We start from the raw sequence: 25277 nt of genomic DNA, 5'->3' as shown, positions 1-25277 counted from the left end.
CGGCGTGATGTTTCTGTTACCTATGTTATCTACAGAACCACCCGTAAGTTGGTCGTAAGGACCACAATCAGTAAGGAAGTCGTCGCCCCGACGGGGTGCGCAGGTCCAGCTCAGGGCGTTTCTTGGTCGATGGCTTGATCTTCCTGACGCGTCGCATGGTCTGCCCCCTCTCGCTTCCACGGTCACCCGGCCCGGTTGCCGCCGGGTTGGCAGGCAGTTGCAACCTAACCGCCGCCCGCTGCCACCCACAACGCATTTCTCCTGGACTTCCGTTACGCAACCGGGTGGTGACCGGGAAACGGTCTTGGAACTGGGCGGGCATCTTCATCTGCATGAACACCAGAACGATCATCACGGCCGCCCTCGCCGCCGGTGCGCTCGGCGCTCTCGTCCTCTTCCCTGGTACGGCTTCCGCCGCCAAGGAGAAGTGCGCCTTCGACCCGAACCGGGTCGAGTACTCCGACAATTCCAAGGTCGCCAAGCGGCAGCACCGTACCTACTGCAAGCACGACCTCATCGGCCGCGACGGGGACCTGACCGCCAAGGGCCGCGCCTGGAACGACCTCAGGACCGGCGCGACCCCGCCGGCCAGGACTGAGGAGCAGGCCGGCACGCAGCTCTACCGCTACCACAAGCTCGGCCTCTGGAACCCCGACAAGGTCGAATACGCGGGCGGCGCGGCCCGCGCGCTCAAGCAGTTCAAGAACTGGCACTCCAGGGAGTACCTCGACGTCAACGGCGGCTGGAACAAGCGGGGCAAGGCCCGGTTCCGCTGATCCATCCGGCAGGCGCGCGCCGGTAGATCTCCTCTACCGGCGCGTGCGCGTACGGTCACGCCGGGAGCCGGGGGTGGCGCCGAAAAGCAGGTGTTTTCCGGATATGTGATCCCTACCGTGGAAAGCGGAGGGAGGATCATGACACGGCTGGCCTTTGGCGTGGTGACCCACCCGGGCCTGCTGGTCCGGGTGCTCGACCCCGCGCGCCCACGGCAGGGCGCGGCGGTCGTCGTGGGGCCCGGGGGGCGGGACCCGGCTCCCGCGCTGGCGCAACTGCGGCGGCTGGTGGCCGCCGGTGGCGAGGACGCCGCCGGGGCGGGGGTGGACCTGGGTGGCGGGTTCCGTTCCGCGCGGCTGGCCGGGGCCGCCGGTGACCGCAGGGACGCGGTCCTCGCCGCGCTGCGCGTGCTCGGGCCCGAGCGGGCGCACCTGCTCGGGGAGCGCGCGGGGGTCCTGGTGGCGCTGTTCGGTCCCGCCGCCACCAAGCCGGTCGGCGCCGCGGCAGCCGCGGCCGTCGCCGAGGGCCGCTGGGACGCGCTCACCCTGGCCTCGGCGGCCAGCGACATCCTGGGGCCCGAGCAACTGGAAACCCTGCTGGGCGCGTGCTCCGGGCCCGACGGGATCGCCGGGCGGGAACGGGCGTCGCGGCTGGCCGTACATCTGGGACAGATCTTCGCGGACGTGCCGCGGCCCCGCAGGACGGCGCCGCTCATGGACCTGTGGGAGCGGGTCGCCGCGCACCACGCGGCCATCGAGCGGCGGGCGGCCAGGCTGGCGGCGCACGGCAAGGTCGACCGGGAGGACGAGCTGCGCGAGCTCTACCGGCGGGGCGCCGACGAGCTGATTCTGCGCCGCCTCGCGATGACCGTCGGCTCGAAGCCGTCGCTGGCCGACGCCGCACGCTGGACGCCCGGCCCCACCGACTGGGCAGTCATGCTGCAGACGGCGCTGGAGGACGCGATGGCCGCGACCGTCCTGCTGCGTACCGCGGTGGCCGTGGCCGATCTCGGGACCCGGGCGGGCCTGGCGAGCATGACCGCGCAGCTGAACGCGGCCGCCGGAACGGCGAAGGGCTCGCGCCGCCTGTCCGGGCAGGCGGGGCTGCCGCCTCGGCCCGGCTTCTACGTCCGCGACCTGGCCAGGCGGCCCGACCGCCCCGACCTGGCCCACCAGCGGCTGGCCAGGGCCCGCGACTACGGCGTCGTCGTGCTGGACGCGGTCGAGGACCTGCTGGTCGACATCCCCGAGCACCTTGACCAGGACCTGAGGCACTGGACCGGCCGCGACCTGGGCGACTGGCGCGCCGCGGTACCCCTGAGCCGGGCCCGCTCTCCGCGCACCTGGGCCCAGCCGGTCCTGTGCGGCGGCGCCGAGCCGCTGGCCGCCCGGTCCGAGCGGGACGGCGGGTCCGAGGTGGTGGGCGACCTGCTCTGGCTGGCCGACCTGGCCGACGCCCTCGCCGCCGCGCACGGCCACGACGCCGCCGAGATCGCGCACGGGCCGATCGTCCCCCATGTCGACTGGGACCCCGAGCCCGCCGCGCCCGCGCCGCTGGTGCCCCGGGTGGAGTCCGCCGCGCTGGCCCTGGCGGGCGCGGCGCGGCTCGTGTCGCTGGGCGGGCGGGTCTCGCGCTGCCGTACCTGGGCGGAGCTGGTCGACGGGCTGCTCGCCGGTACGGCTGTCGCCGAGGCCCTGACCGGCGTCTTCCCGCTGCCCGATGAACTGGCCCGGCTGGAGGGCGCCCGGGTGCCCGGCACCACGGTCACGGTCCGCTGGGCGCGCGACCCGCGGGCCCCCGCCGAGTGGGCCGCCTACATGGGCAACTGCATCGCCGGGCCGTACTACCTGGAGGAGGCGTCGGCGGGACGCGCCGTGCTGGCCGCGCTCATCGACGGCGACGGGCAGATCACGGCCAACCTGGAGATCAAGCCCGAACGGCACGGGTGGCGCGTGGGGGAGATCCGGGCCAGGTTCAACGCCGACCCGGAGGCGGAGCTGGAGCGCCGGGTACGGGCGTGGGCAGGGCGGCTGCCGGTGCCGTCGGCACGACTGCCGGAGCGTTCGCCCCGGCCGGTCAAAGGGCCCGGACGGCGGCCCGGACGGTTGTTCCGCGAGGTCGGGGAGCCCCTGACGGCCCTGGCCGAGCGGGCTCTCGCCGATGCGCTGCCCGCGTTGTCCACGCTCGTCAAGGGTTTCGTGCTCAGTGCGGACACCGAGGCCGGGCTGGTGGCTCTGCGGCGGGCCGGCCGGGAGGAGACGGCGCGGGCGTGCGGCGGCGCGCTGGACACGTTCGGCGCCGCCGGGCTCTGGGCGCTGACCGGCGTCCGGCCGATGAGCACCGCGATCGGCGGGCTGGAGCCCGCGCTGGCCGCCCGGGTGGCGCCGCTGGCCAGGGACGAGCCGGTGCCGGGTTCGCTGCGGAAGCTGGCCAGGCACGAGGCGATCGCGCGGGCCAGGACGGCCGAGCTGGTGACGGTCCGGCTGCGGCGGGCGCTGGGCGAGCTGGCCGGCGCCGGTGACCCGCGGCTGGCTCGCGCGATGGCCCGCCGTCCCGGAACCGGAGTGCTGTGCGCGCTGACCACGGCCGTCACCTCCTGGGGACCTTCCGACGGCCTGGCGGCGGTGGCGCGCCCGGCGGCCGTGGAGATCCCCGGATACCCCGCCTCCAGCCTGGCCGACGAGGACGGCCCCTGGCACGGCGCCCGCCCCGGCGCCCTGGAGCTCGGCGCCGACCTCGACGCCTTCTGGGACCGGATCGCCACCCACGGCCTGCTCGCCCCCGCCGCCTGGCTGGGAAGGGGCGGCTGGCCCGTCCTGTGGCAACGCGCGTGCGAGGGCGAAAGCGGCCGGGCCGCGGTGTGGCAGCATCGGTAGGCGTGCCGCTCATCCTGGTCTGCGCTGTGTGGGGGGTGTTCTGGGGCTCGTGGGCGGCGTTGCTGCCGGCGATCAAGGAACAGCTCGCGATCTCCACGGCCGACCTCGGGCTCGCGCTGAGCGGGGTCCCGGTGGGCGCGATCCCCGCGATGGCCCTGGCCGGACGCCTGGCCAGAGGCAGGGAGCGCGCCGGGCTCACCACCGCCACGGCACTGTTCGGGCTGAGCATCCTGGCGCTCGCCTGGGCCGTCAGCGGCTCGCCGTACCTGCTGGCGGGGGCGTTGGTGCTGCTCGGGGCGGCCAGCGGCGCGCTGGACGTCACGCTGAACCTCGCCACCGGGCGGGCGGAGCGGCAGAGCGGGCGCAGGCTGTTCCAGCCGGTGTACGCCGCCTTCCCGCCGGCCGTCATCGTGGCCGCCCCCGCCACCGGCCTGGCCAGGGAGCTCGGCGCCGGCCCGGGACCCGTGCTCGCCGCCGTCGCGGTGGTGGTGCTCGGCGCGGCGTTCGCGCCGCTGTCCCTTCCTCCGGGCCCGCCCGCCGGTACGGCGAGCCGCGCCACCACCGCGTGGCGCCGGGCGGCACTCCTGGGCGCCCTGGCCGCCTGCGTGCTGATCATCGAGAACGCGGTCGAGCAGTGGTCCGCCCTGCTCCTGGAGGACCACCTGGGCGCCACCGCCCTGCTGTCCGGTTCCGCCCCCGCCGTCTACATGGCCGCCCTGACCGTGGGACGCCTGCTGGCCCAGGCCTGGCCGAGGCTCGGCACCCGTGCGCTGCTTGCCGTCGCCGGTCTGGGCGGCGGCGCGGGCATCGTCCTGGCCGCTCTCGCGACCTCGCCCGCCTGGGCGCTGGCCGGCTTCGCGCTGACCGGCCTGGCGCTCGGCCCACCGGTCCCGGCCCTGCTGAGCCGCGCGGCGGCCGACGACCCGGGCGGCTCGCTGGTGGCGGCGATCTCCACGATCTCCTACGCGGGCTTCGTGGCCAGCCCGCTCCTGGTCGGCGCCCTGTCCGCGGCCGCCGGCCTGCCGGTGGCGCTGGCTTCGCTGGCCCTGCTCGCCGTTCCCCTGCTGGTGGCCGCTGCCCGGCGGTGAAGAATATGGGGCGCCGTTGGGGAAGAGGCGAGGGAGAAGGGGGTATTTCCGCCACGCATCGATCAACGAGAGGAGCACGGCCATGGCTGCCTGCGAGACCTGCGGCAACGACTACGACATGAGCTTCGAGGTGCACGCGCAGGGCGCGGTGCACACCTTCGACTCCTTCCAGTGCGCGATCCAGGCGATGGCGCCCATCTGCGAGCACTGCGGCGCGCGCGTCATCGGCCACGGCGTCCAGGTGGAGCGCGCCTGGTACTGCTGCGCCCACTGCGCCCGCCAGGAAGGCGCCACCGGCATCGTCGACCGCGCAGACGCCTACGTTTAGGCGCCTACGTCCAAGCGGCGGCGTCGCGGCTAGTCGTCCAGGTAGCGCAGGATGGCCAGCACGCGGCGGTTGTAGTCGGCGTGCTGCGGCAGCTCCAGCTTGTCGAAGATCGCGTTGACGTGCTTCTCCACCGTGCTGAGCGAGACGTGCAGCCGCTCGGCGACCGCCGTGTTGGCCAGGCCCTGCGCCAGGTGCTCCAGGACCTGGCGCTCGCGCGCGCTCAGCCGGGCCAGCGGGTCGGCGTGGGAGGTGCGGGCCAGCAACTGCCTGACCACCTCGGGGTCCAGGACGGTCCCGCCCGCCCGCACCCGCTCCAGCGCGTCCAGGAACTCCCCGACCTCGGAGACCCGGTCCTTCAGCAGGTAGCCGACGCCGGTGCCGGACAGCAGCCGGGCCGCGTAGGTCTTCTCCACGTACTGCGACAGGACCAGCACGCCGACCTCGGGCCGGCGCGAACGGATCTCCAGCGCCGCCCGCAGGCCCTCGTCGGTGTGGGTGGGCGGCATCCGCACGTCCACCACCGCCACCTCCGGCCGATGCTCCTCGACCGCCGCCAGCAGGGCCCCGGCGTCGCCGACGGCCGCCGCCACCTCGTGACCGGCGTCCTCCAGCAGCCTGATCAGTCCCTCGCGCAGCAGGACCGCGTCGTCGGCCAGGATCAGCCGCACGGCAGCACCGCCCGCACGGTCGTCCCGTCCGCGCCGCTGACCACCTCGAAGCTGCCGTCGAGCGCCCGCACCCGCCTGGCCAGCCCGGACAGGCCGCCGCCCGCCGGGTCGGCGCCGCCCCCGCCGTCGTCGGAGACCGTCATCACCACCATCGCCTCACCTTCCTCGCGCAGATCGACCAGGATGTCACGGGCGTGCGCGTGCTTGACGGCGTTGGTGATGGCCTCGCGGGCCACGAAGTACAGGGCGGTCTCCACCTCGGAGACGGGGCGGGCGCGCAGGCCGTACCGGACGGTGACGGGGACGCCCGCGCGCTCGGCGACTCCGTCGAGCGCGGCCCTCAGCCCGAGCTCGTCGAGCGCGGTCGGGTAGACGCGCCAGGCCACGCTGCGCAGCTCGTCGAGGAGCCTGCGCGACTCGGCGTAGGCCTGGTCGACGAGTTCCGGCGCGCCGGCGGGGCTGTGGCGGGCGCGGCCGAGCAGCATGGCCAGCGCCACGCCGTGCTGCTGCACGCCGTCGTGCAGGTCCCGCTCGATCCTGCGCCGCTCGTCGTCGACGGCGCGCACGATGCCGAGCCTGGTGTCGGTGAGCTCGGCGATGCGCCGCCGCATCAGCTCCTCCGGTCCAGGCCCGAGGAAGAGTACGGCCAGCCGCCGCTCCGCCCACGCGACCAGCTCCACCGCGCCGGCGGTCAGCGCGAGCACGACCAGCCCGCCGCTCAGCCCGATCGTCCAGCTCAGCGTCTCCAGGTGCAGGCCGGGGAAGGACAGCGAGACGACGTCGGAGCTGCCGGTGATCAGCGACCAGGCCGAGCCGGCCAGGAACAGCCCGGCGACGAAGACCAGCGCGAACACCGCGTATCCGCCGGTGACGCCGAGCAGCGACCGCAGCGCGAGGTAGGGGTAGGAGGGCGGCCGCGGGACGCCGTCCAGGCCGAGCCAGGCCAGCCGCCGGTGTTCGAGCCGCATGACCGCCGGGCCCCACCGCCGCCTGGCGGGCCAGGCGGCGGCCAGCAGAACGAGTTCGAGCAGGCCGGACAGCAGCCCGGCGAGCACGCCGGCCAGCCTCTTTCCGATGACTCCCGCCACGGCTGCGCAGTCTAGGCGTCGCGCCGGCGTAGGACGACGTACCCGGCGGCCAGGGCCGCCGCCGTCCACACGAGCAGCCACGCCAGCCCCTCACCCGGCGCGTACGGCATCGGGCCGCCCGTCATGTTCTCCACGCTCTCCATGAACGCCAGCCCCGCGAACATCGGCAGCCGCATCGAGGCGTCGATCAGCGCCGGCGCGCCGGTCATCATGATCAGCAGCGGCAGCCCCATCATCAGCAGGAACACCACGGTCAGCGTCCCCGCCGCGCTGCGCAGCGCCGCACCGGCGCCGACGGTCAGCACGCCCACCAGCGCGCAGAACGCCCCCAGCCTGACCAGGTCACCCGCCGTCTCACCGGCCGCCAGCGAGACCGGCACCCCGAACGGCTCCATCCGCAGCAGCACGTACGTCAGCACCGCCCCCACGGCCCCGCTCACCACCCCGGTGACGAACATCACCGGCGCCACCACCAGCGCCTTCGCCGCCAGCAACCGCCCCCTGACCGGCGTCGCCTGCAACGCCACCCGGATCCCGCCGGAGGAGTACTCCGAGGTCACCACCAGCATCGCCAGCGCCACCAGCGCGAACTGGGCGAAGATCGCCGCGGACACGACCGGCTCCGTGGCGGCCAGCCGTTCCGTGCGCGGCTGCCCGTTGTGCGAGCCCAGCGCCGCGGCCACCGTGACCGAGGCCAGCACCATCAGCGCCGCCGCGCCCATCAGGCACCACCAGGTCGAACGGACCGACCACAGCTTGACCCACTCGGCGGAGATCGCCCGTCTCATACCCGGCTCCCGTACTCGGTGCTGTCCGCGGTCAGTTCGTGGAAGGCCTGCTCAAGCGAGGCCTCCTGGGTGCTCAGCTCGTGGAGCCTGATGCCGGCCTCGTGGGCCAGGTCGCCGATCCGCTCGGTCGTCGCGCCGGTGGCCACGAGCTGGCTCTCGCCCGTCCTGGACGCCTCGACGCCGGCGGCGCGCAGCCGTACCGCGAGATCTCCGGCGTGCGGGGAGCGGATCCGCACCGCGCCCGCCGCGACCACCTCGCTCAGCGGCGCGTCCACGATCAGCTTCCCGCGCCCGATCACCACCAGATGGTCGGCGGTCAGCTGCATCTCGCTCATCAGATGGCTGGAGACGAAGACCGTCCTGCCCTCGTCGGCCAGGCCGCGCATCAGCCGCCTGATCCAGCGCACACCGTCCGGGTCGAGCCCGTTGACCGGCTCGTCGAACATCAGCACCGCCGGGTCGCCCAGCAGCGCGGCCGCGATCCCGAGCCGCTGGCTCATCCCCAGCGACAGCGAGCCCGCGCGCCGCCCCGCCGCGCGGTCCATCCCGACGGTCTCCAGCACCTCGCCGACCCGGGACCGGCCGATGCCGTTGCTGCGGGCCAGCGCCAGCAGATGCGCCCGCGCCGAGCGCCCCGGATGCACCGCGCGCGCGTCCAGCAGCGCGCCGACCGTCCGCAGCGGGTTCTCGATCCTGTGGTACGGCCGGCCGCCCACGAGCGCCGTGCCCGCGTCCGGCCGGTCGAGTCCGAGGATCATGCGCATCGTGGTCGATTTCCCGGCGCCGTTCGGGCCCAGGAACCCGGTCACGGCGCCGGGCCGTACCTCCAGGGTGAGGTCGTCGACCGCGGTGCGCGCGCCGTAGCGCTTGGTCAGCCCGCGTAGTGTGATCATGCGTCAACGCTAGGGAAAGCCCAGGTGAGAGGCCATGGGGGCGGACCGTCGAGTCCGATGGGGGTTAACCGCCACCGAACGGCGAGTTCACCACTCCCTCCGTCGTCAGCCGCGTCAGCATGGTCTTCATCGCGTCGGCGTCGTTGAGATGCGGGAACGGCTCGTCCGGCACCTCGGCCCCCAGGAACGCGCACAGCGGCTCCCAGCCCTCGCGCACGTCGAAGACCAGCAGCCGCTCCGGCGCGATCGTGCGCCTGACGGTCTCGGTGTGCAGCTCGAAGAACTCCGTGGCCACCTCGACCGGCGGCATGTCCTGGGCCATCGCGAACTCCGGCCCGAACGCGGCCCGCCCGATCATGTCCAGCACGGGGTTCAGGCGGCGCATCGAGCCGAGGACCTCCTCGGCTCCGGGGGGCAGGCCGGTGGCGGCCAGCATCTTGGGGCCGTGGGAGACCAGCGCCTGCATGCTGGTGCGCCAGCGCGCCGGGTCGCGTACGGTCAGCACCACCTTGGCGTCCGGGTAGGCCTCGGCCTGTTCACGCCAGAAGTGGCTGGCCGGCCAGTCCATGGCCGAGCGGTAGCCCTCGAGGACGTGATCCCAGTCGAGCGCGCGCCCCTCGGCCACGGGCAGCCAGCGGTCCACGTGATCCGGGTGGGTGAGGATCTCGAACATGTGGTAGCAGGGACCGAAGCCCAGCCGTTCCAGTGCGGCCTTCATCGAAGAGGTTCCCGTGCGCGGGAAGCCCGCGCCGATCACGTTCAGCATGTCGCCGTCTCCTCTGCCGGAAGATGTGCCTCTGATCATCGATACGTGCCGGACGAATAGCTGTCTACGAATACATGACTAACTGGAGAATTCTCCCGTTAGGACCTGTTGTCACGGACGAGCCGTTGGCCAAGATCGCTGCGAGGGCGGTGGAACCCGCACCGCTCCCGATCGAAGGGCCATGATGAAGAACCTCCTCAAGACCGCTGTGGTGGGCGTCACCGTTGCTGCGGCCAGCTTCGCTCTCGCCCAGCCCGCGCTGGCCAACTCCTTCTCCAGGAACGTGGGCGACGGCACCGTCAGCTACAACGACGGCACCGACAGCCTCTGCGTCGCGGCGTTCAACACCGAGGGCGCCCGCTGGGTGAAGGTCAAGCTCGTCCCGCTGTCCCGCCCCGGGCCCTCGCCGACGATCACCGACAACAACAACTACTACGGCCACCCGGGCAGCACCTGCGGCAGCCTGGCCACGGCCTACGAGGACACCCGCTACCGCGCCGACATCACCTCCTACTGGGGCGAGCGCGGCACCACCGTCACCCACAGCTCGACCACGTTCTACAGCTGATCGCCGGTTCCCCGGCCCGTGCCGCCGCGCGGGCCGGGGAAACCGCCGGCTTGGGGCTGGTGACCGGCGCGGAGGGGAACCGTACTGTGGGTCGTGTGACCGACTTTGACGTGCTTGTCATAGGTTCCGGGCCTGGCGGGCAGAAGGCGGCCATCGCGGCCGCCAAGCTGGAGAAGCGGGTTGCCGTCGTAGAGCGGCGCAACATGATCGGCGGCGTGTGCATCAACACCGGCACGATCCCCTCCAAGACACTGCGCGAGGCGGTGCTCTACCTCACCGGACTCAACCAGCGCGAGATGTACGGCCAGTCCTACCGGGTCAAGGACGATGTCACGGTCGCGGACCTGGGCATCAGGACCCAGCACGTGATCGGCCGCGAGGTCGACGTGATCCGCAGCCAGCTCTCCCGCAACCACGTCGCGGTGCTGACGGGCTCGGCGCGGTTCGTGGACCCCTACACCGTGGACGTCATCGACGAGCAGGGGCGTGACGTCAAGGTCAGCGCCGCGAAGATCATCATCGCCACGGGCACCCGCCCCGCGCGCCCCGAGTCCGTGGAGTTCGACGAAGAGACGATCATCGACTCCGACGGCATCCTGAACCTGCCTGCCGTCCCCGACTCGCTGGTCGTGGTGGGCGCCGGGGTGATCGGCATCGAGTACGCCTCGATGTTCGCCGCCCTCGGCACCAAGGTCACCGTGGTCGAACGGCGCGAGCGCATGCTGGACTTCTGCGACCTGGAGATCGTCGAGGCGCTCAAGTACCACCTGCGCGACCTGGCCGTCACCTTCCGGTTCGGCGAGACGGTCGCCGCCGTCGAGAAGCGGCCCCGCGGGGCGATCACGCTGCTGGAGAGCGGCAAGAAGATCCCGGCCGAGACCGTCATGTACTCCGCCGGCCGCCACGGCATGACCGACGACCTGGGCCTGGACGCCGCGGGGCTGGCGGCCGACGACCGCGGGCGCATCTCGGTGGACTCCTTCTACCGCACCGCCGTACCGCACATCTACGCCGTCGGCGACGTGATCGGCTTCCCCTCGCTGGCCGCCACGTCGATGGAGCAGGGCCGCATCGCCGCCCACCACGCGTGCGGGGAGCCGCTGCGCGGGCTGTCGTCGCTGCAGCCGATCGGGATCTACACGATCCCCGAGGTCAGCTTCATCGGGCAGACCGAGGACGAGCTGACCCGCTCCCACGTCCCGTTCGAGGTGGGCATCTCCCGATACCGGGAGCTGGCCAGAGGCCAGATCATCGGCGACACGTACGGCATGCTCAAGCTCCTGATCTCGCCCGAGGACCGCTCCCTGCTGGGCGTGCACGTCTTCGGCACCGGCGCCACCGAGCTGCTGCACATCGGCCAGGCCGTCATGGGCTGCGGCGGCACCGTCGACTACCTCGTGGACGCGGTCTTCAACTATCCGACGCTGGCCGAGTCGTACAAGGTGGCCGCGCTCGACGCGGTCAACAAGCTCAGAAGGGTCGCGAAGTTCGAGCTGTGAGATAGGGAGATATCCCTACATACGCCGAGAAGAAAGGCCGCTACGCTCCTGCCGATCCATCAGACCGGGAGGGACCGATGCGGCGCTGGCTGCCCGCCTACCTCATGCTGGCGCTCGTCTGGGGCAACAGCTTCTTCTTCATCAAAGTCGCCGTCGGCGAGCTGCATCCGCTGCAGGTGTCGTTCACCCGCATGGTGATCGGCGCGGCCACGCTGCTGGCCGCGCTGGCGATCAGCCGCAAGGCGCTGCCGCGCGACCCGCGGCTCTGGGGCCACTTCCAGGTGGCCTCGGTCGTGCTGACGACGCTGCCGTTCACGCTGTTCGCCTGGGGCGAGCAGTACGTCTCCTCCGTCGTGGCCGCCATCTGGAACGCCACCACGCCCCTGTGCACGCTCGCCTTCACGCTGCTGCTGCGCGCCGAGAAGCCGACCGCGAGCCGGGTGGCGGGGCTCGGGCTCGGGTTCGCCGGGGTCATGGTGGTGCTCGGCGTCTGGCAGCCGATGGCCGGAGGGCAGCTCGGCGGCAGCCTCGCCTGCTTCGCCGCCGCGCTCTGCTACGGCGTCGGCGGCGCGTACATGGGCCGGTTCATCACCGGGCGGCGCACCGAGGCGCCCGTGGTGCTGGCCACGGGACAACTGCTCAGCGGGGCCGCGCAGCTCGGCGTGATCACCCTCGTCGCCGGGGTGCCGCTGGTGGACACCACGGTCTCGGCCGGGGTGTGGTGGAGCATGCTCGCGCTCGGCGGGCTCGGGACCGGCGTGGCCTACCTGCTGTTGTACTGGGTGCAGGGGCAGGCGGGCGTGACGACCACCTCGACGGTGACCTATCTGCTGCCGGTCGTCGCGGCGCTGTCCGGGCTGGTGATCCTGGGCGAGGCGCTGACCTGGAACCAGCCGGTCGGCGCCGTGGTCATCCTGGTGGCCATCGCGCTGACCCAGGGGGCGATCCGGCTGGGGCGAGGCGGCGCCGTACCCCTGGACGGGCCCGTGAAGACCCGCGCGGACGCCTGAGCGCTCACTCCTCCGGCGGTTTGCGCCCGCGCGCGGCGGGCGGCTTCTTGCGCCCGGCCACGAGCGTGTCGCCGGGCGCCGTCTCGTCCGGGCCCCCGTTACGGCGGCGCGGCCGGGGATGCGGCGCGGTGTCCTCGGTGGCGCCGGGCGGGTCTGCGGGCTTCTGCGGCTCCTCCTTGGCCGGGGCGGCGATCTCCGGCGCCGACGGCTCCCGCAGCGAGGCGATGACCTGGTCGGCCTCGTTGTCGGCGGCGAACTCCGAGGCCGCCTCCGACTCCCTGCGCCTGATGACCACCATGTGGTCCACGGAGATGCGCCCGGCGCCCACGACGGCCAGCAGGATCGCGGCGGCGCCCAGGGCGATGAGCTCGTTGGTGGTGACGGGGTTGAGCGGCGGCGCGATCAGGAAGACGGCCAGCGCCTCGACGAAGAGGATGAGCCCGGTGACCGGCACGGCCAGCCCGGCGATGAGCAGCGCGCCGCCGATGAGCTCGGTGAGCATGGTGACGGTGGCCCAGGCTCCGGGCGCGGGCGCGCCCTGCCTGGAGAAAGCCTCGCCCGTGGCCAGCAGCCCGACCTGCAGCTTGCTCCAGCCGTTGGCGAAGAAGAGGCCGCCCACGCCGACGCGGGCCACTAAAGCGGCTATGTCTCGCATTGCCTGTCTCACGGTTGATGCCTGCCCTGAACGGGACATCACACACCTCAATCGCGGCGAAGCAGCGTGGCCACCGCGAGGGCGGTCAGGCTGAGGAGGACCACGCTGACCACGACCGTCGTGTGCAGCGCGTTGACGAAGGCCCAGCGCGCGGCGCCGAGCAACTCGCGTCCGGCGTCGCCGCCGACCTGGTCGGCGACGTGGGCCGCGCCCGCCAGCGACTGCCTGGCCTGGTCCATGCCGCCTTCCGGCACACCGGGTACGGCCGGCAGCGCGGGAGAGTAGGCGAGGGTGGTGATGGTGCCCAGCACGGCCACGCCGAGTCCGGCGCCGAGCTCGTAGGCGGTCTCCTCGATGGCCGCCGCCCCGCCCGCCCGCGACTCGGGGCAGGCGGACATGATCGTGTCGGAGGCCGCGAGCAGCGCCACCTGCACGCCGAACCCGATGCCGACGAAGCAGAGCGCGAGCATCACGGGATGCCCCTCGACGCCCCAGGTCAGCGTGGGTGACAGGGAGAGCGCCACCAGCGCGAGGCCGCCGCTCATGGTGGCCCGCATGCCGATCCTCGGCAGGATGCGCGCGGCGGCCAGCCCGCCGGAGATCGCGGCGACGACCAGCGGCAGCATGCGTACGGCGGCCTGCAGCGGGCTGTCGCCGAGCACGAGCTGCAGGTACTGGGCCAGCATCAGCTGCAGCCCGACCAGGGCGAAGACGCCGAGCAGCACCCCGGCGACCCCGGTGGTGAACTCCCGGCGGCGAAACAGCCCGACGTCCAGCAGCGGCGCGGCCAGCCCGCTCTGCCGCCTGACGAACCACACCAGCAGCGCCACCCCCGCCGAGAAGACCAGCAGGGCGGCGCCGAACGGCATCAGGCCGCCAGAACCCGCCTCCTTGAGCCCGAAGGCCAGCGCCAGGATGCCGAACACGGACAGGGCGGCGCTGAGCGCGTCCCAGCGGCGCCCGCCGCGCTCGCGTGACTCCGGCAGCAGGCGGGTCGCGGCGGGCAGCAGCACGAGCAGGATGGGCACGTTGATGAGGAAGACCGCGCCCCACCACCAGCCGACCAGTACGCCGCCGACGAGCGGGCCGACCGCCGCGCCTCCCGCGGCCACCGCGCTCCAGACGCCCAGCGCGACGGCGCGCTCGCGCCGGTCGGTGAAGACCTGGCGGATGATCGAGAGCGTGGCCGGCATGATCATGGCCCCGCCGACGCCGAGCAGCGCGCGGGCCCCGATGAGCATGGCCGGGGTGGTCGCGGCCGAGGCCAGCGCGGAGGCCACGCCGAAGATCACGAACCCGGTCAGCACCAGCCGCTTGCGCCCGTAGCGGTCACCGAGCGTGCCGAACAGGATGAGCAGCGGCGCCACGATCAGGGAGTAGACATCGATGATCCACAGCAGCTGCACGGCCGAGGGCTCCAGCGCGGCCGTCAGCGCGGGCACCGCGATGTGGAGCACCGTGGCGTCCACGGTGATCAGCAACAGGCTCAGGCACAGCAGCACCAGCACGGCCCAGCGGTTGTCGTTTCCGACCCGCTGGGCCCGTTTGACGATGGGCGCGGCCTGGGTGACGGTCATGGAACCCCCTGCGGGCCGCCTCGGTCGCAACGGGCCCGCGTAAGCATGCGTGGCAGCTTAGGCGATGTGCGGCACTTGGCATAGCGGTATCGGATGATCCACATCTCGCCCCGACCTCTCTAGAGAGATACAGGCATATGTCCGGATCTATGAAAGCTCTACCAACCCACCGATCATGACCGTGTGGGGAAAGACGAAACGGGCGACGACCCTGATCGATCCCCGCGCGAATGGTGTGCTTTGTCGGCGGCCCGGCTGCGCGACGGCCGCCCGGAGTCCGCGCTCGAAGCCGCCCAGAAGGCCGCGGGACTCGACCCCGACGCCGAATGGGCCCACCGCCTGATCAGCCTCGCCGAGGAACGGCTCGGCCGCGACGCCGAGGCCCTCGCGCACGCCGAGCACGCCGTACGGCTTGCCCCCGGATCCTGGCCGGCCCGCCTGCGCCTGTCCGCCGCCCAGCGTCGCGCCCCCGGCGGCTGGGAGCAGGCGGTCCGCCAGGCGGAGCTGGCCCGCGCCTTCGCCCCGGAAGAGCTGACCCCGCACCTCCAGCTCGGCGACCTGGCCCTCATCCGCGGCGAGCACCGCCGGGCCAGGACCGCCTACGCCGCCGCTCTGGAGCGTGACATCGCCCACCCGCAGACCCGCGTCAACCTCGGCCTCGCCTGGCTGCGCTGGGACAGCCCCCGCGCCCACCACGACCCCGCCTGGCCGCTCGACCCGCGCGAGAGCGGCCGCGCCCGGCGGGCCCTGGAGGTGTGGTCGCGCCAGACCCGCCTGCTCCTCGCCGTGGCCACGCTGGCCATCGGCTTCGCCGCCCTGAGCCTCGACCTGGGGCCGCAGGCCCGGTTGGGCGGCGCCGCCGTCCTGGTGGCCGTGGCCGTGCTGACGGTGCGGCAGGCGCGCAGGATCGGCGTGTGGGCCCACGTGCCCGCCATGTTCGGCCGCGCGCCCTGGCTGGGCACGTCGGTGGTGTCGGCGCTGGTCGCGGTGGCCGCGTTCGCCGCCTGGCTGGTGCTGCCCGCGTTCACCTCCGCGCTCGACCCGGTCTGGGCGGGACTGACCGGCATCCTCGTGCTCGGCTGGCCCGCCCTGGCCGTCCTGCACGGGCTCGGCGGCGTCTGGCGGGGGCGGCCGCTGCGGGCGCTGGAGGAGTTCGCGCTGGCCCGCGGGGAGCGCGAGGGGCGGCGGAACACCGGGGTCGTGCTGTGGATCGTTCTCGGCCGGGTCTGGTCGGTACTGGTGCCGCTGGTCCTCGGGGCGCTCGTGCTGGAGCCCCGGGCGGCGGTGGTGGCGCTGGCGGTGCCGTACCCGTTGATGGAGGCCTATCGCAAGGCCCGCCACGGCGAGGACCGGTGGCTGCTGGCGGCGGCGCTGCTGGTCGTGGTGGCGGCGCCGGCGTGCGCGGCCGGGGGAGTGTTCGCGCTGGCCTGGGCCTGGTGGGCGGGCCTGGGCGCGCTCGGCGCGGTCGTGGCGCTCTTCGCGCTGCGCGGCGCGCGCGCCTGGTGGCGCGGCGCCCCGGGCCCGTGGCGGGCCTCCCTGATCATGTGCGAGCCGCTGCTCGGCGACGCCCCGTCGGTGACCCTTTCTCCCGAGGTACGGCAGGCCTTCGCCTATGCCAGATCCGTGGTGCTCTCCTACGCCGACCCGGCGGGCCCACGCGTCGTGGGCGCGGTCGCCTCCGTGACCAGGGCCGGCGAGCTGCGCCTGATCGCCGAACCGCAGGCCTGGGCCGCGGTCGAGGCCGACCCGAGGGTGTCGGTGTTCGCCGCCGACCCTCTGCAGCGCCGGTTCTGGGTGGAGGTACGCGGCATCGCCCTGGCCGGTTCCGACGCGCTGCGGGTGACACCGAGCCACGTTCTGGTGGGGGAGTTCCCCGGGCGGCACCAGCGCCGCTAACGCCGGGAGATGGATCTGCTGCGCACCCCCGAAGCGCGCTTCGCCGAGGTGGACGGCATCCGCATGGCCTGGTACGAGACGGACCCGCCGCCTCCTGCTGGACGAGCTCGGCCTGACCGGCATCCCCTGGTCGGCCAGGACTGGGCGGGCTGATCGGGCTGCGCGTCGTCGCCGAGCACCCGGAGCGCTTCGCCAGGATCGTCGCCGCCAACACGGGCTTGCCGACCGGTGACATTCCCATGCCCGAGGTCCGGCACCGTTTCAAGGACGCCGTCACGACCGCGCCCCTGCTCGACATCGCCAGATTCGTCCAGTCCGGGTGCGCAAGCGAGCTTTCGCCGGCCGTCCGGGACGCCTACGACGCGCCCTTCCCCGGCGAGAGCTACAAGTCCGGTCCGCGCGCCATGCCCGGCTTGGTCCCCGACACGCCCGAAGATCCGGCCGCGCCCGCCAACCGCGCTGCCTGGCAGATCCTCACCACGCTCGGCCTGCCGTTCCTCGTCGCCTTCTCCGACGGCGACCCCATCACCGGCGGCATGGCGCCCATCCTGAAGCGGACCATGGCCGGGGCCGCCGGGCTGGAGCATCCCGTGATCGCCGGGGCCGGCCACTACCTCCAGGAGGACGCGGGGGCGGAGCTGGGCCGGCGCATCGCCGCATTCGTCACCGCCACCTGGCGTGTCAGGTGCGCCCAATCGTCGGTCCGGTGCGGTATAACCGGGGTCGGACCGGGGAGGCGTGATGCGGGAGTCCGACAGGACCCGGCCGGCGGGCAGAGCCGCCGCACGGGATCTGTTCGAGCAGGTGAGGTTGCGATATTTCCAGCTTCCCCCGGCCGTGCGCCGGGTGCTCTACATCGGCGTGCTCGTCGCCGCCGTGGGCATCGCCGCGGCGCTGGGCTGGGATCTGTTCCAGACCTTCCTGGTGACGGTGGCGCTGCTGGCGTTCACGGCTCTGACCTTGCGCTTCCCACGCGCCGCCGCCACCGCGCTGGTGGCGGTGGGCTGGCTGGCGTTGCTGCCGGTCTACTCGACGATGGTGTTCGAGCCGCGCTCGGCCGCGCCCATGCTCCTCATGGTGCTGGTGGTGCCGGTGGTGGGCATCGCCCATCTCATCCGCTGGGTGCCGCCGTGGCTCACCACGCTCATGGCGCTCGTGCCCGCCGGTTCCCTGGCCGCCGCGCTCGCCCCGGTCTCCGAGAGCGTGGCCCTGTGGGCGGCCTACGGCGCCGCCGGCGCGGTCCTGCTCTACCGCTTCGTCGCGGCCCGCCAGGCCAAGGCCCAGCTGACCTCCGAGGAGCAGGTACGCGTAAGGGGCCGCGACGGCAGGCAGGAGGCGCAGCCGGAGCGCGGCGCCCCGCAGAAGCCGATCTCGGTCGAGGAGGCGCTCGCCGAGCTGGAGAGCATGATCGGGCTGTCGCCGGTCAAGGACCAGGTCCGTTCGATCGCCGCCTCCATCGAGGCCTCCAGGCTGCGCGCCGAGGCGGGCTACTCGGCCGAGCGGCCCACCCGCCACTTCGTCTTCGTCGGCCCGCCCGGCACCGGCAAGACCAGCGTCGCCCGCACCCTCGCCAAGATCTTCTACGCGTTCGGCCTGCTGGAGACGCCGCAGGTGGTCGAGGCGCAGCGGGCCGACCTGGTCGGCGAGTTCCTGGGCGCGACCGCGATCAAGACCAACGAGCTGGTCGACCGGGCGCTCGGCGGGGTGCTGTTCATCGACGAGGCCTACAGCCTGATCAACTCCTCCGACGGCCAGCCCGACCGCTTCGGCGCGGAGGCGGTGCAGACGCTGCTCAAGCGGGCCGAGGACGACAGGGAACGGCTGATCATCATCCTGGCCGGCTACGAGCAGGAGATGGCCGGCTTCCTGACCTCCAACCCGGGCCTGGCCAGCCGCTTCGCCACCCGCGTGCGCTTCCCCAGCTACTCGCCGGCCGAGCTGGCCGAGATCACCGAGCTGCTCCAGGGCCGCCGCGGCGACCGCATGGGGGTGGGCGCGCCCGCCGCGCTGCTCGGCCTGTTCGAGGACGTCCAGCGCCGCGGCCTGGTCGACGAGCTGGGCAACGCCCGCTTCGTACGCAGCCTGGTCGAGGCGGCCGCGCAGGCCCGCGACGTGCGCGTGGTCGGCGCCGGCGGCACCCCCACCACCGAGGACCTCGTCACCACCACCACGGCCGACCTCACCAAGGCCTTCGACGAGCTGACCGCCCGCTTCCGCGGCTACGAGGCCACGCCCACGCTGGAGGAGGCGCTCGGCGACCTCGACCGCATGGCCGGCCTGGAGCCGGTCAAGCGCCAGGTCCACGCGATCGCCGCCCAGCTCCAGGTGGCCAGGATGCGTCAGGAGCGCGGGCTGCCCACGCCGCCGCAGACCCGGCACTTCGTCTTCGCGGGTCCGCCCGGCACCGGCAAGACCACCGTGGCCCGCGTCATCGGCCGCATCTTCGCCGCGCTCGGCCTGCTGGCCAGGCCCGACGTCGTCGAAGCTCACCGCGCCGACCTGGTCGGCCAGCACCTCGGCGCCACCGCGATCAAGACCAACGAGCTGGTCGACCGGGCGCTCGGCGGGGTGCTGTTCATCGACGAGGCCTACAGCCTGGTCAACCCCGGCTACTCCGGCGGCGACGCCTTCGGCAACGAGGCCGTGCAGACGCTGCTCAAGCGGGCCGAGGACGACCGCGACCGGATCGTCATCGTGCTGGCCGGCTACCAGCGCGAGATGGACGCCTTCCTGGCCACCAACCCCGGCCTGGCCAGCCGCTTCAACCAGCGCGTGGCCTTCCCCAGCTACAGCCCGGGTGAGCTGTCGGAGATCGCCGCCCTGCTGGCCGACAAAGCCGGCGACCGCTTCGACGAGGCGGCCCTGCGCGACCTCGACGAGGTGTTCGCCTGGGTGTGCGGGGAGAAGCTCATCGACGGGCTCGGCAACGGCCGCTTCGCCCGCTCGCTGTTCGAGCGGGCCGCGCTCCGGCGCGACGTGCGCCTGGCCGCGCTGGGCGTCGACGCCAGCTCCGCCGAGCTGACCACTATCACCAGCGAGGATGTCCGGGCAGCGGTGGACGAACTATCCGGACGCTAACGTAACTCCTCTTTGACACTTGGCTGCGGCCCCTCCGTTACATGGTGTAGCACTATGACTACGGAGGGGAGGTGTGGATGGCGGGGTTCCTGGCTCGCAGGCTGCTCAACTATCTGGTGCTGGTCGCGGTGGCGTCGAGTCTCGCGTACATGCTGGCGGCCGGCGCGCTCGACCCGCGTTCCAACTACGCCGACCGCACCCCCAAGCCGCCGCCCGCCGTCGTCGACGCCCAGCTGACCGCGCTCAACCTCAACGACAAGACCCCGCTCATCCAGCGCTACGCGACCTGGGCGGCCGGGGTGCTCCACGGCGACTTCGGCAAGACCGTCACCGGCACCTCCGTCAACGAGGACCTCGCCCGGCGGGCCGGCGTCACCTTCCGGCTGGTCCTGCTCGGGCTGATCTGCGGCAGCCTGGTCGGCGTGCTGGTGGGCGCGTACGCGGCGGTCAAGCAGTACGGGTTGTTCGACCGGCTCTCGACGGGGATGTCGTTCCTCGTCCTCGCGATCCCCGTGGTCGTGCTGGCCACCATGCTCATCCTCGTCGGCACCTGGCTCAACGAGAACCTCTTCGGCGCCCAGGTCTTCCTGGTCAGCGGCGAGTACTCCGACGGCCTCGACACCGGGTTCTGGGGCGGCGTGCTCGACCGGCTGCAACACCTCATCCTGCCGACGGTCTCGCTGTCGCTCGGCCTGATCGCCACCTTCAGCCGCTACCAGCGCAACATGATGCTCGACGTGCTCGGCGCCGACTTCATCCGCACCGCCGTGGCCAAGGGGCTGAGCAGGCGCAAGGCGCTGACCAGGCACGCGCTGCGCACCGCGCTGATCCCCGTCGTCACCTACTTCGCCTTCACCTTCGGCACGCTGCTGACCGGGGCCACGTTCACCGAGAAGATCTTCGGCTGGCACGGGCTCGGCGAGCAGCTGATCAACTCGATCTTCACCAACGACGTCAACACCGTGGCCGCCATCGCCTTCCTCGCCGCCATCGCCGTCCTGGCCGCCTCGCTCGCGGCCGACGTGCTCCACGCCGCCCTCGACCCGCGGGTGAGAACGGCATGAGCCTGCAGGAGGAGGAGCTCGCCGAAGAGCTCCGGCAGCCGCCGCGCGCGCCCTCGCGGCTGCGGATGGTGGGCAGCCGCTTCTTCGGTTCCGCGCAGGGGCGGATCGGCTTCGCCGTACTGGCGCTGATGTTCCTGCTGGCCTTCGTGGGGCCGCTGTTCAGCCCGTGGACCTACACCGACAAGGACTTCACCGCCTTCCTGCAGCCGCCCTCTTCGCGGCACTGGTTCGGAACGCTCCAGACCGGCGCCGACGTCTACGCGGTCACGCTGCGCGGCATGCAGAAGTCGCTGATCGTGGGTCTGCTGGCGGCGCTGCTGTCCACGGCGCTTGCCGCGATCGTCGGCGCCTTCGCCGGCTACTTCGCCGGCTGGACCGACCGCACGCTGAGCTGGATCACCGAGCTGCTGCTCGTGCTGCCCGCCTTCCTCATCCTGGCGATCATGTCGCCGCTGTTCGGCGACGGGCAGTGGGTGCTGTTCGTGGTCATGCTGGCGCTGTTCCTCTGGATGGTCACCTCGAAGATCGTCAGGGGGATGACGATCTCGCTGAAGCACCGCGAGTACATCCAGGCCGCCCGCTTCATGGGCGTCCCGCCCGTGACGATCATCTTCCGGCACGTGATCCCCAACCTGTCGTCGCTGCTCATCGTCGACGCCACGCTCAACGTCAGCGCCGCCATCCTCACCGAGACCTCGCTGTCGTACTTCGGCTTCGGCATCCAGCCGCCCGACGTCTCCTTCGGCACGCTCATCGCCGACGGCGCCAAGACCGCCGTCTACGCGCCGTGGACGTTCTGGTTCGTGGCCGCGCTGCTGGTGGTCACCGTGCTGGCCGTCAACCTCATCGGCGACGCCCTGCGCGACGCGTTCGACCCGTCCGCCGCACGGAAGGGGCGGCGATGACCGCGGGGGAGCCGGTGCTGGAGGTGCGCGACCTGCACGTCACCTTCGGCGACGTGCGCGCCGTGCGCGGAGTCAGCTATGCCGTACGGCCCGGCGAGGTCCTCGGCATCGTCGGCGAGTCCGGCTCCGGCAAGTCCGTCACCTCCGCCGCGGTCATGGGACTGCTGCCCCCGAGCGCCACCGTCACCGGCTCGGTCCGGCTCGCGGGCCAGGAGCTCATCGGCGCGCCGGAGAAGCGGCTGACCGCCCTGCGCGGCAAGACGATCTCCATGGTCTTCCAGGACCCGCTGTCGGCCCTCACCCCCGTCTACCGCGTCGGCGACCAGATCGCCGAGGCGGTGCGCGTCCACCAGAAGGTCACCAAGGAGCAGGCCATGGTCCGGGCGGTGGAGCTGCTCGACCTGGTCGGCATCCCCAACCCGGGTCAGCGGGCGCTGGGCTTTCCCCACGAGTTCTCCGGCGGCATGCGCCAGCGGGCGGTCATCGCCATGGCCATCGCCAACGACCCCGACGTGATCATCTGCGACGAGCCGACCACCGCGCTCGACGTCACCATCCAGGCGCAGGTGCTGGAGGTGCTGAAGACGGCCCAGCGGGAGACCGGCGCCGCGATCGTCATGATCACCCACGATCTCGGGGTGGTGGCCGGGTTCGCCGACCGGGTGCTGGTGATGTACGCGGGGCGGCCGGTCGAGGTGGGGGCGGTGGACGACATCTACTACCGGATGCGCATGCCGTACACGGTGGGGCTGCTCGGTTCGATCCCGCGCGTCGACCGGGGCGGGCGGCAGCCGCTGGTGCCCATCGAGGGCGCGCCGCCCTCGCCCGCCGCGCTGCCGCCCGGGTGCCCGTTCGAGCCGCGCTGCCCGATGGCGGTCGAGGAGTGCTCGGTGGCCGAACCGGCGCTGCTCCAGGTCGGGCACGGCCACGAGGCGGCCTGCATCCGCTGGGCCGACGTCGGGGTCAGGCCGCCGGGCCGGCACGCCGCCCAGGCCGCGGCGGCCGTCCGCGGGGGGCGGGGCGCGCAGGAGGTGGTCCTGCACGTGGACGGGCTGGTCAAGCAGTATCCGCTGATGAAGGGCTCGTTGTTCAAGCGCAGGGTCGGCACCGTGCAGGCGGTGGCCGGGATCAGCTTCGACATCCGCCAGGGCGAGACGCTCGGGCTGGTCGGGGAGTCCGGCTGCGGCAAGACGACGACGCTGATGGAGATCCTGGAGCTGGTCAAGCCGCAGGACGGCCGGATCGTCGTGCTCGGCCGGGACACCGCGCGCATGGCCGCCGGCGACCGGATGGCGATCAGGCGCGACATGCAGGTCGTCTTCCAGGACCCGCTGGCCTCGCTCGACCCGCGGATGACCGTGCACGACATCCTGGCCGAGCCGCTGCGCACCCACCGGCGCGGCGACACCGGCTCGCGGGTGCGCGAGCTGCTGCGGCTGGTCGGCCTCGACGAGTCCCACGCCGCCCGCTACCCGCAGGACTTCTCCGGCGGCCAGCGCCAGCGCATCGGCATCGCCCGCGCGCTGGCGCTCGAACCCAGGCTGGTCGTCCTGGACGAGCCGGTCTCCGCGCTCGACGTCTCGATCCAGGCCGGCGTGATCAACCTGCTCGACTCGCTGAAGTCCAGGCTCGGCCTGTCCTACCTGTTCGTCGCGCACGACCTGGCCGTCGTGCGCTACATCGCCGACCGGGTGGCCGTCATGTACCTGGGCCGGATCGCCGAGATCGGCCAGGTGGACACCGTCTACGACGGGCCCATGCACCCCTACACGCAGGCGCTGCTGTCGGCGATCCCGCTGCCCGACCCGCGGCGCGAGCGCACCCGGCGCCGGATCCTGCTCGACGGCGACCTGCCCAGCCCCGCCGACCCTCCCTCCGGGTGCCGCTTCCGTACCCGCTGCCCCAAGTTCAGGACGCTCGCGGAGAGCGAGCGGTCCCGGTGCGTGGAAAGCGAGCCCGAGGTACGCGCGCTGGCCCACGACCACGGCGTGGCCTGCCACTACGCCGAGAAGCTCGAAGTCGTACAGAACCACGAGGAGTCACATCCATGAAGGCATCACGTCTCGCCCTCGCCGCCGTGCTGACCGGCTCGCTGGCTCTGGCGGGTTGCGGTGGCGGCGGCAGCGGCGGATCGGCGGGCGGCAGCGGCGCCGGACCGTCCGGCGACGGCGCCGCGGTCAAGGCGTTCGACATCAACCTTCAGCCGCGCGAGCAGGTCCGCGACGGCGGCACACTGCGCTGGGGGCTCAACGAGTTTCCCTCGCAGTGGAACCGCAACCACGTCGACGGCAACCTCCTCATGGCCTCCGTGGTCAGCAACGCCCTGCTCCCGTGGCCCTTCCGCTCGAACGAGAAGGCCGAGATCTCCGTCAACCCCGACTACCTCGTCGATGCGAAGATCACCGAGAGCGCTCCCAAGCAGGTGGTCACCTACACGCTCAACCCGAAGGCCAAGTGGTCCACCGGCGACCCGATCACGTGGGAGGACTACGCGGCCCAGTGGAAGGCGCTCAACGGCCGCGACACCGCCTTCCGGATCGTCTCGCCGACCGGTTACCAGGACATCGAGAGCGTCAGGAAGGGCAAGGACGACTACGAGGTGGTCGTCACGTTCGCCCGGCCCTTCGCCGACTGGCAGTCGCTGTTCGGGCCGCTGCTGCCGAAGTCCGCCAACGGCTCGCCCGAGGCCTTCAACACCGGCTGGCTCAACAAGATCCCGGTGACGGCGGGGCCGTTCGCGTTCAAGGCCTTCGACCAGACCGCCAAGACGATCACGATCGTCCGCGACGAGACGTGGTGGGGCGACCGGGCCAAGCTCGACCAGATCATCTACCGCGCCTCCGAGCAGGACTCCCTGATCGGCGCGTTCGGCAACGGCGAGCTCGACATCACCGACGTCGGCCCCTCCGCCCCCGACTACGCCCGCGCCAGGTCCACCTCGGGCGCCGAGGTACGCCAGGCCGCCGGCCCCGACTTCCGCCACTTCACCTTCAACGGCTCCAGCGAACCGCTCAAGGACGTCAACGTCCGGCAGGCGATCCAGCTCGGCATCAACCGGCAGGCCATCGCCCAGTCCGACCTACAGGGCCTGGACTGGCCGATCACGCTGCTGAACAACCACTTCTTCATGAACACCCAGGAGGGCTACCAGGACAACGCCGGCGAGCTCGGCGTCTACAACCCGGAGAAGGCCAAGCAGATGCTGGACGCCGCCGGGTGGAAGCTCGTGGGCAATGTCAGGCAGAAGGACGGCAAGCCGCTTGACCTGCGGTTCGTCGTGCCGACCGGGGTGCAGCTGAGCAAGTCGGAGGGCGAGCTGGCCCAGAACATGCTCGCCCAGATCGGCGTCAAGCTCACGCTGAAGGCGGTGCCGAGCGACGACTTCTTCACCAAGTACGTCATCCCCGGCAACTTCGACATCACGCCGTTCGCCTACATCGGCACGCCGTACCCCGTGTCGAGCAGCTACGGCATCTACGTGAACTCGCCCGACGGCGGCAAGACCTGGAACGCCAACTTTGGCAGGACCGGCTCGGCGGCCATCGACGCCGCCATGCAGAAGGCCGGGTCCGCGCTCGACCCCGCACAGGCGCGGACCGAGACGAACCAGGCCGACAAGCTGATCTGGCAGGAGGTCAACGTGCTGCCGCTGTATCAGCGCCCGCAGAACGTGGCGACCAAGGCCAACCTCGCCAACGCGGGCGCCCGCGGCTTCTACGACCTGCGCTACCAGGACATCGGCTTCACCAAGTGACG

Annotated in this window: 21 protein-coding genes; 14 read left to right on the top strand and 7 right to left on the bottom strand. The window is 72.5% G+C overall.

Going from position 1 to position 25277, the window contains the following annotated elements; translation table 11 throughout:
- Window positions 1-332 precede the first annotated feature (332 nt).
- The 4 genes from ACFWY5_RS14735 to ACFWY5_RS14720 all read left to right on the top strand — a co-directional run bounded on the left by ACFWY5_RS14735 (window position 333) and on the right by ACFWY5_RS14720 (window position 5066).
- Window positions 333-776 carry a hypothetical protein gene (locus ACFWY5_RS14735; RefSeq protein ID WP_379609458.1) on the top strand — a complete coding sequence of 148 codons (444 nt, stop codon included), beginning with the start codon at window positions 333-335 and terminating at the stop codon, window positions 774-776.
- Window positions 777-914: 138 nt separating this feature from the next.
- A complete protein-coding gene (locus ACFWY5_RS14730; protein WP_379632215.1) occupies window positions 915-3650 on the top strand; it encodes a hypothetical protein in 2736 nt (911 codons plus the stop codon).
- A 2-nt stretch (window positions 3651-3652) separates the two neighbouring features.
- A complete protein-coding gene (locus tag ACFWY5_RS14725; protein WP_379632213.1) occupies window positions 3653-4738 on the top strand; it encodes an MFS transporter in 1086 nt (361 codons plus the stop codon).
- Window positions 4739-4820: 82 nt separating this feature from the next.
- Entirely contained in the window at window positions 4821-5066 is a 246-nt protein-coding gene (locus ACFWY5_RS14720) for a hypothetical protein (RefSeq protein ID WP_379609462.1), read from the top strand.
- 29 nt (window positions 5067-5095) lie between these two features.
- Here ACFWY5_RS14720 and ACFWY5_RS14715 read toward each other — a convergent pair whose 3' ends face one another.
- The 5 genes from ACFWY5_RS14715 to ACFWY5_RS14695 all read right to left on the bottom strand — a co-directional run bounded on the left by ACFWY5_RS14715 (window position 5096) and on the right by ACFWY5_RS14695 (window position 9269).
- Window positions 5096-5734 carry a response regulator gene (locus tag ACFWY5_RS14715; RefSeq protein ID WP_379609464.1) on the bottom strand — a complete coding sequence of 213 codons (639 nt, stop codon included), beginning with the start codon at window positions 5732-5734 and terminating at the stop codon, window positions 5096-5098.
- Window positions 5725-6822 (bottom strand): sensor histidine kinase, encoded by a 1098-nt coding sequence (locus tag ACFWY5_RS14710; RefSeq protein ID WP_379632211.1) that lies wholly within the window; start codon window positions 6820-6822, stop codon window positions 5725-5727. The genes ACFWY5_RS14715 and ACFWY5_RS14710 overlap by 10 nt, the downstream gene beginning before the upstream one ends.
- Window positions 6823-6833: 11 nt before the next feature.
- Window positions 6834-7610 (bottom strand): ABC transporter permease, encoded by a 777-nt coding sequence (locus ACFWY5_RS14705; RefSeq protein WP_379632209.1) that lies wholly within the window; start codon window positions 7608-7610, stop codon window positions 6834-6836.
- The gene (locus ACFWY5_RS14700) at window positions 7607-8503 is read right to left on the bottom strand and encodes an ATP-binding cassette domain-containing protein (protein WP_379632207.1); all 897 of its coding nucleotides are present in this window, start codon (window positions 8501-8503) and stop codon (window positions 7607-7609) included. Before ACFWY5_RS14700 ends, ACFWY5_RS14705 begins: the two co-directional genes overlap by 4 nt.
- Before the next feature lie 64 nt (window positions 8504-8567).
- Window positions 8568-9269, bottom strand: a complete 702-nt coding sequence (locus ACFWY5_RS14695; RefSeq protein WP_379632205.1) for a sulfotransferase family protein — start codon at window positions 9267-9269, stop codon at window positions 8568-8570.
- Window positions 9270-9450: 181 nt separating this feature from the next.
- Between ACFWY5_RS14695 and ACFWY5_RS14690 the strand changes: the two genes are divergently transcribed.
- The 3 genes from ACFWY5_RS14690 to ACFWY5_RS14680 all read left to right on the top strand — a co-directional run bounded on the left by ACFWY5_RS14690 (window position 9451) and on the right by ACFWY5_RS14680 (window position 12346).
- On the top strand, window positions 9451-9837 hold the full coding sequence (locus tag ACFWY5_RS14690) for a hypothetical protein (RefSeq protein ID WP_379609471.1): 387 nt from the start codon (window positions 9451-9453) through the stop codon (window positions 9835-9837).
- A 95-nt stretch (window positions 9838-9932) separates the two neighbouring features.
- The gene (gene sthA / locus ACFWY5_RS14685) at window positions 9933-11336 is read left to right on the top strand and encodes a Si-specific NAD(P)(+) transhydrogenase (protein ID WP_379609472.1); all 1404 of its coding nucleotides are present in this window, start codon (window positions 9933-9935) and stop codon (window positions 11334-11336) included.
- A gap of 77 nt (window positions 11337-11413) precedes the next feature.
- Window positions 11414-12346 carry a DMT family transporter gene (locus ACFWY5_RS14680; protein ID WP_379609473.1) on the top strand — a complete coding sequence of 311 codons (933 nt, stop codon included), beginning with the start codon at window positions 11414-11416 and terminating at the stop codon, window positions 12344-12346.
- 4 nt (window positions 12347-12350) lie between these two features.
- On the opposite strand, the gene ACFWY5_RS14675 is transcribed toward ACFWY5_RS14680, so the two are convergent.
- Both ACFWY5_RS14675 and ACFWY5_RS14670 read right to left on the bottom strand, forming a co-directional pair.
- Window positions 12351-13001, bottom strand: a complete 651-nt coding sequence (locus ACFWY5_RS14675) for a DoxX family membrane protein (protein WP_379609474.1) — start codon at window positions 12999-13001, stop codon at window positions 12351-12353.
- A gap of 47 nt (window positions 13002-13048) precedes the next feature.
- Window positions 13049-14578, bottom strand: coding sequence for an MFS transporter (locus ACFWY5_RS14670; protein WP_379609475.1), 1530 nt, complete (start codon window positions 14576-14578; stop codon window positions 13049-13051).
- Window positions 14579-14761: 183 nt separating this feature from the next.
- Here ACFWY5_RS14670 and ACFWY5_RS14665 point away from each other — a divergent pair, with 183 nt between their 5' ends.
- The 7 genes from ACFWY5_RS14665 to ACFWY5_RS14635 all read left to right on the top strand — a co-directional run bounded on the left by ACFWY5_RS14665 (window position 14762) and on the right by ACFWY5_RS14635 (window position 25275).
- A complete protein-coding gene (locus ACFWY5_RS14665; RefSeq protein ID WP_379609476.1) occupies window positions 14762-16474 on the top strand; it encodes a hypothetical protein in 1713 nt (570 codons plus the stop codon).
- A gap of 9 nt (window positions 16475-16483) precedes the next feature.
- Window positions 16484-16627, top strand: a complete 144-nt coding sequence (locus tag ACFWY5_RS14660; protein ID WP_379632203.1) for a hypothetical protein — start codon at window positions 16484-16486, stop codon at window positions 16625-16627.
- A gap of 588 nt (window positions 16628-17215) precedes the next feature.
- A complete protein-coding gene (locus ACFWY5_RS14655) occupies window positions 17216-19552 on the top strand; it encodes an AAA family ATPase (RefSeq protein ID WP_379609477.1) in 2337 nt (778 codons plus the stop codon).
- A 77-nt stretch (window positions 19553-19629) separates the two neighbouring features.
- Window positions 19630-20616, top strand: coding sequence for an ABC transporter permease (locus ACFWY5_RS14650; protein ID WP_379609478.1), 987 nt, complete (start codon window positions 19630-19632; stop codon window positions 20614-20616).
- Window positions 20613-21521: an ABC transporter permease gene (locus tag ACFWY5_RS14645; protein WP_379609479.1), complete on the top strand. Its 909-nt coding sequence runs from the start codon at window positions 20613-20615 to the stop codon at window positions 21519-21521. The genes ACFWY5_RS14650 and ACFWY5_RS14645 overlap by 4 nt, the downstream gene beginning before the upstream one ends.
- Window positions 21518-23572: a dipeptide ABC transporter ATP-binding protein gene (locus ACFWY5_RS14640; RefSeq protein WP_379632200.1), complete on the top strand. Its 2055-nt coding sequence runs from the start codon at window positions 21518-21520 to the stop codon at window positions 23570-23572. Before ACFWY5_RS14645 ends, ACFWY5_RS14640 begins: the two co-directional genes overlap by 4 nt.
- Window positions 23569-25275 carry an ABC transporter family substrate-binding protein gene (locus ACFWY5_RS14635; RefSeq protein WP_379632198.1) on the top strand — a complete coding sequence of 569 codons (1707 nt, stop codon included), beginning with the start codon at window positions 23569-23571 and terminating at the stop codon, window positions 25273-25275. The genes ACFWY5_RS14640 and ACFWY5_RS14635 overlap by 4 nt, the downstream gene beginning before the upstream one ends.
- Window positions 25276-25277 lie beyond the last annotated feature (2 nt).

The organism is Nonomuraea sp. NPDC059007 (assembly GCF_042740555.1).
GTDB lineage: Bacteria > Actinomycetota > Actinomycetes > Streptosporangiales > Streptosporangiaceae > Nonomuraea.
This window is presented reverse-complemented; position numbering and strand designations above follow the sequence as displayed.